Source organism: Bradyrhizobium sp. P5_C11_2, assembly GCF_054049755.1.
Map to the genome: position 1 here is coordinate 1 of NZ_JBFULT010000349.1, position 8,070 is coordinate 8,070.

General features: G+C 63.7%; 8 protein-coding genes and 1 pseudogene. 3 read left to right on the forward strand and 6 right to left on the reverse strand.

The features are described from left to right. Positions 1–302 (forward strand): annotated as a pseudogene (locus ACXJL8_RS27025) (MBL fold metallo-hydrolase); the annotation flags it as partial. A 158-nt stretch (positions 303–460) separates the two neighbouring features. Here ACXJL8_RS27025 and ACXJL8_RS27030 read toward each other — a convergent pair. Then, positions 461–1,606, reverse strand: coding sequence for a type II asparaginase (locus ACXJL8_RS27030; RefSeq protein WP_456622829.1), 1,146 nt, complete (start codon positions 1,604–1,606; stop codon positions 461–463). Between the two features lie 249 nt (positions 1,607–1,855). Further along, positions 1,856–2,101, reverse strand: a complete 246-nt coding sequence (locus ACXJL8_RS27035; RefSeq protein WP_456622830.1) for a hypothetical protein — start codon at positions 2,099–2,101, stop codon at positions 1,856–1,858. Positions 2,102–2,312: 211 nt separating this feature from the next. Between ACXJL8_RS27035 and ACXJL8_RS27040 the strand changes: the two genes are divergently transcribed. Next, positions 2,313–2,774 (forward strand): cupin domain-containing protein, encoded by a 462-nt coding sequence (locus ACXJL8_RS27040; protein ID WP_456622831.1) that lies wholly within the window; start codon positions 2,313–2,315, stop codon positions 2,772–2,774. Positions 2,775–2,935: 161 nt separating this feature from the next. Here ACXJL8_RS27040 and ACXJL8_RS27045 read toward each other — a convergent pair whose 3' ends face one another. Next, positions 2,936–3,898, reverse strand: a complete 963-nt coding sequence (locus ACXJL8_RS27045; RefSeq protein WP_456685897.1) for an alpha/beta hydrolase — start codon at positions 3,896–3,898, stop codon at positions 2,936–2,938. 139 nt (positions 3,899–4,037) lie between these two features. Between ACXJL8_RS27045 and ACXJL8_RS27050 the strand changes: the two genes are divergently transcribed. Beyond that, on the forward strand, positions 4,038–4,715 hold the full coding sequence (locus tag ACXJL8_RS27050; RefSeq protein WP_456622833.1) for a nitroreductase: 678 nt from the start codon (positions 4,038–4,040) through the stop codon (positions 4,713–4,715). A gap of 391 nt (positions 4,716–5,106) precedes the next feature. Here the strand turns inward: ACXJL8_RS27050 and ACXJL8_RS27055 are convergent, their stop codons facing one another. From ACXJL8_RS27055 to ACXJL8_RS27065, 3 genes are read right to left on the reverse strand one after another with little or no spacing between them, the layout of a single operon-like run. Then, on the reverse strand, positions 5,107–6,228 hold the full coding sequence (locus ACXJL8_RS27055) for an HD-GYP domain-containing protein (RefSeq protein ID WP_456685898.1): 1,122 nt from the start codon (positions 6,226–6,228) through the stop codon (positions 5,107–5,109). Between the two features lie 50 nt (positions 6,229–6,278). Beyond that, entirely contained in the window at positions 6,279–6,611 is a 333-nt protein-coding gene (locus ACXJL8_RS27060; RefSeq protein ID WP_456622835.1) for a PilZ domain-containing protein, read from the reverse strand. After that, positions 6,608–7,750, reverse strand: coding sequence for a DUF2336 domain-containing protein (locus ACXJL8_RS27065; RefSeq protein ID WP_456622836.1), 1,143 nt, complete (start codon positions 7,748–7,750; stop codon positions 6,608–6,610). The genes ACXJL8_RS27060 and ACXJL8_RS27065 overlap by 4 nt, the downstream gene beginning before the upstream one ends. Positions 7,751–8,070: the final 320 nt, after the last annotated feature.

An 8,070-nucleotide genomic window follows, 5' to 3' on the forward strand; every position in this document is an offset into this window, starting at 1 on the left:
CCGTCACGCTGACGCCGACGCCGGGGCATTCGCCCTGCCATTGCTGCGTGAACATCTTTTCGAAAGGCCAACGCGCGGTGGTCGCCGGCGATCTTATGCATCACCAGATCCAGTGCCGCGAGCCGGACTGGTCGGCGAAGCCGGATTGGAATCCGCAGCAGTCGGCGGTGTCGCGGCGAAAGTTCTTCGCCGCCGTCGCCGACACCGACACGCTGATCCTGCCGATCCATTTTCCGGCGCCGACGGTAGGCCTGATCAAGCCGCTCGGCGCCGCGTTCGATTACCGCTTCAAGCGGGATTAACCACCGTCTCGCCGTCATGGCCGGGCTTGTCCCGGCCATCCACGACCTTTGCTACACGGAAACAAGAACGTGGGTGCCCGGGACATCTGGCGCGAAGACGCCCTTCGCGCTTCTGCCCGGGCATGACGAGTTCGTGGAGCGACCGTGCGTCCGCCAATCTAATAAGTGTAGAACATCCGCTGGATCTCCTTCGTGTCGGTCGTCTTGGTCAGCGCCAGCATCAGCAAGATACGCGCCTTTTGAGGGTTGAGCGTATCCGAGACGACGAAGTCGTGTTCGTCGTCCTTGGCTTCGCCATTGCGCGCGACGATGCCGTTGCCGACACGGCTGCTCCGAACGATCACGACCCCCTTCTTGTGGGCGTCGTCGAGAGCCGGCTCGACCGCCGGCCGGGCAAGACTGCCGTCACCCACGCCGGCATGCACGATCCCCTTGGCCCCGGCGGCGACAAAAGCGTCGATCGCGACCCGGTTCATGTTGGCGTAGCCGTAGACGATATCGACTTGCGGCAGGGTATCGAGGCTGGAGACGTCAAATTCGGAGTCCGCCGTGTGCCGGCGCGTCGATTGACGATAGAAATACGGCTTGTTTCCCTGCATGTAGCCGAGAAAGCCGAGCTCCGGCGTGCGGAAGGTGTCCGCCGTCGAGGTGTTGTTCTTGGTCACATCGCGCGCCGCGTTGATCTGATCGTTGAGAGCAACGAGCACGCCCTTGCCGACCGCCTCGTCGCTGCCAGCGAGGATCACCGCGTTGAAGAGGTTGATCGGCCCGTCCGCGCTGATCGCCGTCGAAGGCCGCATCGCGCCGACGATGACGACGGGTTTTTTGCTCTTGACGACCAGGTTCAGGAAATAGCTGGTTTCCTCGATCGTATCGGTCCCGTGCGTGATCACGATCCCATCGACGTCGTCCTGCGCGAGGAGCGCGTTGACGCGCTTGGCGAGCTTGAGCCAGTAGTCATTGTTCATGTTCTCGCTGGCGATCTGGAAAACCTGCTCGCCCTTGACGTTTGCGACGGTTTTCAGTTCGGGGACGGCGTTCAGGAGGGTCTCGATGCCCACGGTGGCAGCGGTGTAGCCGACCACGGTGGTGCTGCTCGCCCCGGAGCCCGCGATCGTGCCTCCGGTYGCCAGAACCATGACATTGGGCAGACCGGGGCCCTTTGCATTCGCGACTTCAAGACCTATGAGCAGCGCAAAGAGCAAGCTCATTGTCGCCATTATGTGATGACGCACTCGAAACTGCCACATCTCGACATCCCCTTCCAAAAAAGCCTCGTCAACGCACCCCATTTCGCTCAGCACTGCATGATCCGTCAGCCGACGGCTTCTGTCTAGGGTGGTGATGTTTTTCAGATGACGCGTAGTGCGCGCGGGGAGGCGGCCTTGTCGTCATGCCCGGGCAGAAGCGCGAAGCGCGTCTTCGCGCTGGAGGTCCCGGGCATCCACGATCTTGGCTTCGAGTGCGCAGAACGCGGACGGCCGGGACAAGCCCGGCCATGACGGAGTTTGTTTGCTGATTGTCAGCTAAAGAAGCCGCGAATTTGCAGCGCCTTACGCGCTGACCTCGCACTTCTTCATGAAGCTGTTCTTGGCCGCACCGGCGAGCGGCTTGCCGTCGGAGCCGACCGCCTTCGGCGTGCAGGCGTCTTCCTTGCACTTCTTCATGAACGAGGTCTTGGCGGCGCCGGCGAGCGGCTTGCCGTCCTTGCCGACGGCCTTGCTTGCGCAGGTGTCGTCCGCAAAGGCCGAGCCGACTGCAAAGGTGGCGACGATGGCCGCCAGGAAAATCCGTTTCATGATGAGTGTCTCCCTTAACCGAAATGGTCGGCGAATTGGAGCCTGAAATCATGGCGCAATCAAGCAGGATGAGGACTCGCGGTCGCGTCGCCGGAGACTTTTCGATACTTCGCCCGCCGCGCGGACGCGCGCTCTTGCTGCACTGCGCGCAGACCGGGCTGGGCAATCCTGCTAGCGTCGGGCCGGCCAAGCTGGAAACGGAGCATCGCAAATGGACGCCGTGACCCTGGACGTGCCGGAGACCACCGATCAGCATTCCCACTTGGTTCAGCCCGTGACCATGGAATGGCAGACGACACGCTTTCCGGGCTGCGAGGCCAAGACGCTGCTGTTCGATCGCAGCACCGGATTGATGACGGCGTTGATGCGATTCGCACCTGGCGCCGTGCTGCCCGACCACGAGCATGTCGGCGTCGAGCAGAGCTATGTGCTGGAAGGCGCGCTGGTCGACAAGGACGGCCCGGCCAAGGGCATGGCTTGCAAGGCCGGCGAGTTCATCTGGCGCGAGGCGGGCAGCCGCCATGCCGCCTGGTGTCCGGACGGCGCGCTGATTCTCGCGATGTTCCAGGTCCCGAACAAGTTCTTCGAGGCCGATGGCCGAGTCGTCGATGCCGGCGGCCAGGATTGGGACGAGACCTGGGGGCACACGGCGGCGCAGCGGGCCAAGACGTAAGCCCTGTAGCCCGGATGGAGCCAACGGGTCGGCGCGAAGCGCCGCCCGATGACAGGCTCCGCGCAATCCGGGGCCAGACCAACCGCATCGCTCGACCGCTCGTGTGGCATGAAACCCGGATTACGCCGCGCTCCATCCGGGCTACGGACCTCGTCGCATCGCTATGCCCCGCGCGCGAGCAGCGCCTTGAAATCGGCTCGCGCCCGCTGTGCCTCGGCCCGCGCGACCTCGGAGGCCTCGCCGAGGCCGAAATAGCCGTGGATCAGGCCGGCGCCCTCATGGTGCTTCACCCGCACGCCTGCGGTTTCCAGCGCCCGCGCATAGGCGGCACCTTCGTCGCGCAGCGGATCGAACCAGGCGGTCGCCACGATCGCGGGCGCGACGCCGGCGAGCGAGGTGGCGCGCAGCGGCGAAACGCGCCAGTCGGTGGCGCGAGCGGGATCGGCGAGGTAATGGCCGGCAAACCATTCCATCACGGCGCGGGACAGAAAGTAGCCGTCGGCATTCTCTGCGCGCGACGCAAAGCGTGCATTCTCGCGGGTGTCGGCATAGCTGCCGACGACGTCGGTCACGGGATAGACGAGAAGCTGTGCGGCAAGCCTGATGCCGGCATCGCGGCAGGCAATCGCCGTGGCCGCCGCGAGATTGCCGCCGGCGCTGTCACCGGCGACGCCGAGACGCTTTGCATCGTCGCCAAATTCCGCGACGCGGTTGAAGATGTCGCTTGCGGCAGCGAAGGCGTCCTCGAAGGCGCCGGGAAAGCGCGTCTCCGGCGGCCGCCGATAGTCGATGGAGACGACGACGGCGCCAGTCTCTATCGCGAGGTTGCGCGCCTGCCGGTCATGGGTCTCGAGATCGCCCGCGACCCAGCCGCCGCCATGGAAGAAGACCACGGTTGGCGCAGGAATGGTGCCGACGCGATAGACACGTGCATCGAGCGGGCCGGCGCCGCCTTTCACCTTGATATCCTGCACCGTGTCGACGGGCGGCGGCGGCACCTCCGCACGCGAGGCAGCCAGTGCGCGCAAGGCATCGCGCGCGCTCTGTGGCGTCATCGTGGTGGGATCGCGCAGCGGCAGCAGTGGAATGATCTGGGCGATGACGGGATCGAGCGGTGCGGCCATGATGGGTCCTCACGGGGTTCTTCGTCTTGCTTGGCCGTTAGCATAGTTTTCGCACGCCGCATCGGCAACCGGCGACGTGTTGCAATTGTAGCGCGTTGCATTGTAATGGCGGCAAACCAACGRGCAGGGAGGTCTTGGGGTGGAATTCGAAACGCTGGTTCAGTCGCGCCGCAGCGTGCGTGGTTTCAAGAACGAGCCGGTGCCGCGCACGGTGATTGAGGCGATCATCGAAAGCGCCAAGCGCGCGCCGTCCTCGATGAACACCCAGCCCTGGCATGTCCACGTGCTCACGGGCAACCCGCTCGAGGAGGTGCGCCGCCGCAACATGGAGGAGATGATCGCCGGCGCCAAGGTCAAGCGCGACATCGTCAGCCATGGCGAATATCAGGGCATTCACCGCACCCGGCAGGTCGACGTCGCCAAGAAACTGTTCGGCGCGATGGGGATCGCGCGCGACGACAAGCCGATGCGGCAGGACTGGGTGTTGCGCGGCTTCCGCCAGTTCGACGCGCCGGTCTCGCTGGTGCTCAGCTATGACCGCGTGCTCGACCCCGGCGCGGTCTGTCATTTCGACCTTGGCGCGCTCTGCTACGGCATCGTGCTCGCGGCCTGGGATCGCGGGCTCGGCAGCGTGATCAACGGGCAGGGCATCATGAGGTCCGACATCGTGCGCGAGGTTGCCAAAATTCCGGAGGACGAGATCATCATGACCTGTGTCGCGATGGGCTATCCCGACGAGACCTTTGCCGCCAATGCCGTCCGGTCCGATCGCGAGGCGAACGGCGACTTCGTGCGCTTCGTCGGATTTGCCGATTGACAAGATGCATCGCGTACGACGGAGGAGATTATTCCCCTCTGGAAATTTTTAGTGCGGACTCTCTGCCGGCCCTTGCAATCTCGATCGCGCGGGAGGAACAATATGCGAGATGAAAGGTTTGTTGCTGGCGCGAGGGAATTAACATGCGGCGGCTGGCTAGCCTGGTTCGACGGTTGTTTGGCCCGCGAGTGCGGCGCCCGGTTGATGATGACCCAAGTCTTCCCTTCACTTCCGAAGAGTTCAGTCGGCTGATCCGAAGCGGTAGACGCGAGGACATGAAGTTGCTTGCGGAAGGGCTGGCCTGCCGGTCCATTCCGGGCCGTGCGAAGTACCGAGCCGCGCACTAGCGGCGGGCTGCAAGTTTCGCGGGTGGACGCCGGCCGGTTTTCGGCTACCGCGTCAGCGCGACCTGCTTGAACGAGACCACCAGCGCCTTCTCCAGTTTTCCGGTCATCCCGCACAGAATGTTGTAGGCCTCGGTGCGCGGCATCGTCGGTTTGTAGTGGCGGTGCTCGATGAGCGCTGCGAAGATGTCCGCGATCGTGAGAATCCGGACGATGTCGTTGATGCTCTCGCCGCACAGCGCGTCTGGATAGCCGCTGCCGTCGAGAAATTCGTGGTGATGCCGCACGGCATCGAGAATCTCGGCCGAGATGTTCTCGTGATCCTTCAGAAACTCGTAGCCTGCTGCCGGATGCGTCTCGATCATGGCGCGTTCGTCGGCATCGAGGCGGCCGGGCTTGTCGAGGATCGCAAGCGGGATCCGGGCCTTGCCGATGTCGTGGAACATGGCTGCCGAATACAGCCGCTCGAGGTCGGTCCGTCGGACGCCGAGGCTCAATCCGAAGTCGATCGCCACGCCGGTCACGAGCAGGCAATGCTGGTAGGTTCCCTCATGGTGCCGCCGCACGGTGGTGAGCCATTCGGACAGGCCGTGCTCGGTGATGCGGTCGGCGATCTTGCTGCCCGCTTCCCTGGCGCCGTCGACGTCGAGGGGCTCGCCGAGGGTGACGGCCGTGAACATCGAAGCGATGGCGGTCGCCGCGGTTTCGACGGCGTTGTCCGGTTGCGGTGCGTCACTTGAGGCAGCAGAGGTCAGCTCGGCCGGGTCAGCGAGCGCTGCCAGCAGTCTGCTCTTGTTGATCGCACCGGGAAGAACGAGGGTGGCGCCGAGTGCGTAGGCCTGCGAGATGCCGACGTGAGACGAGTGCTCGACGAGGAAGATGCGCTTCGTGGCTTTCGCCAGCTTGCCGGCGCGCTTCTTGATGGCCGCGATGTTGCCGACGTCACGCAGCTCCGCGCGAACGACGACCGCGAATGGCACTTGTGACAGCTTGGCTTCCGCATCGAGGCGTTCGCCGGCGACGGTAAACTGCTGTTCGAGGGCCGAGCAGATGCCCGCCAATTTGTCGGAAGAATCGGCCAGCACATGCACAAACGGGCGAGCCGCTTCCGTGTTTCGGATGCCACCGTCGCCTTTGGCGGGGCTGGATATGGTTCGGGCATTCTGCACGGCGGGCCGCAACTACGGAGAAATTGAATGAGCTTGATGAATTCTGGAGCTTATTTGCTCGGAGTGGAGTTTGGCGCAGCAGCCGCTTTTGCGCTTGCCGGCTTCTTTTTGCTTTCTGCGGTGATGAAGTGCACGCCGGCCATGGTGCCGTCGATCCACACCAGTTCGCATCGCCGGTAGGCAAGACCCGTCGATGACAGCAGCATGAAGAATTCCTTGGCCTGGAGCACGTCGAGCGTCCCTTCGACCTCGATCTTGGCGCCACTTTGCGACACGTCGAGCAGGACGCAACTGCGTCGCCAGGTGCCGTCGGAGCCCATCAGATTGACAGCCTGCTTGTGATCCATCCGTACGCGAAGCGCCTTTCGACCGTCGAACCTCATCGGTTAACCCCCATTTTTGTGCCGCGATTTCCCGCATCGCCTGGGTTGGCACTCGCTGCAATTTCCCCCCAGCGCACTGTCCATTGGCTTGTCGACAAGAGAAGCGTTTCGAAAATCTGCTGCGCCCGTTCGCGTTCGACGAAGGAGAGCCGTGTGCCGCTGCGGTTGCTCAGGATCGCGAGCGTGGTTGCCCAGTTCAGCCGCGCGGCCCGGCAGGCCATGACGAGGCCTTCGCAATCGTCATCGGTCATGACGTGCTCCACGATCTCGATCGGAGCGCCTGAGAGCACCGACAGCGCCGTGAACAGATTGGCCGTCTCGCCGCGGATCGTGAAGCGGTTCACGGTGGAATCGTTGAGCTTGCCGACGCGGTTGAGCGCGACGATTTCCGGCCTTGCGCTCGCATAGTCGGCCGGGCAGGGCAGCTTGGGCGGAACCGGTGCTGCTTGTTGTGCAGGTGGAATGGCGGATGCATTGGTCTTGGCCAAGGTCTTGGCCAAGGTCTCGGCCGGGATCTTGGCCGGCGCCTTCGGGCCCGGCGAGACGGAGAGCAGCTTCCGTACGACCGGGTCGGGCGTGCCGGGCCGCAGCACCAGCGCCTTTGCAATCTCGCCGTCCGGATCTGCCCTGGCGACCAGCGCGGCGTAAGCTGCCTCGGAGAATTGGGTTCCCGAGTTCTTGATCAGCGCAAGGCAGATCGGGCCACCGCGTTTGATCAGCGCCTCGGTCACTTCCGGCTCGATCGAGTTGCGAGCGGCGATCGCGCGTTGGTGCCGCTCGCCGCACGAGGCCGCGATGGTCGCGAGACCGGTGGCGGAGATTGCCTGCGATTTGAGGAGGACAGGACAGGCCACGTCCGGGTCGTCGTGTGAGGCAAGGCGTTGCAATGTCTCAGGCGGGGCCACCGTGAGCTCGGCAAGCGCTGCACCGAGTTGAATCAGCGCGCTGGTCTCGACGCGTTCCGTCAATCGCAGGAGAACGCCGTCAACCACACCGGCGAGCAATTCCTGGGGCCGGTCGCGGCTACCGGTGAGCAACTGCACAATACCGGAGAGGATGCGAGCACAGCGGTCCGGCGGACACGTAGCGACCGCCTGTTCCAGTTCAACCAGAATATCCGCAGGCGAATTTGCCATCATGGCAGGGCCTGAATCTCAAAAGAAACTTTGACGAATGAACGGGCTCCATTGCGCCTCAGAGTTGTTAATATGAATCTTAGACTTTGACCCTTCGGGTATCAGTGCACCGTCCGCTTCGCAGGAAACGCTATCGAAATTTGGCAGGACGCCAACCGTCAGCTTGTCCTTTGCATTGGACCCTCGCCAACTGATCGAGAGTGGGCAGGATGATTCTTTCGGTCGAACGGGACAACCGAAAGGGGGAAACTCGGACCGGCATCGCCGCCGGACGCGCGTTGGTTTCGACGCGACGTTTCACATTGCCATGAGCAGTATTGCCC

What these genes read in the sequence shown, in the direction of transcription:
- ACXJL8_RS27035 (WP_456622830.1), bottom strand. Translation starts at nt 2,101, where the DNA reads ATGAAACGGATTTTCCTGGCGGCCATCGTCGCCACCTTTGCAGTCGGC.
- ACXJL8_RS27040 (WP_456622831.1), top strand. Translation starts at nt 2,313, where the DNA reads ATGGACGCCGTGACCCTGGACGTGCCGGAGACCACCGATCAGCATTCC.
- ACXJL8_RS27045 (WP_456685897.1), bottom strand. Translation starts at nt 3,898, where the DNA reads ATGGCCGCACCGCTCGATCCCGTCATCGCCCAGATCATTCCACTGCTG.
- ACXJL8_RS27060 (WP_456622835.1), bottom strand. Translation starts at nt 6,611, where the DNA reads ATGAGGTTCGACGGTCGAAAGGCGCTTCGCGTACGGATGGATCACAAG.
- ACXJL8_RS27065 (WP_456622836.1), bottom strand. Translation starts at nt 7,750, where the DNA reads ATGATGGCAAATTCGCCTGCGGATATTCTGGTTGAACTGGAACAGGCG.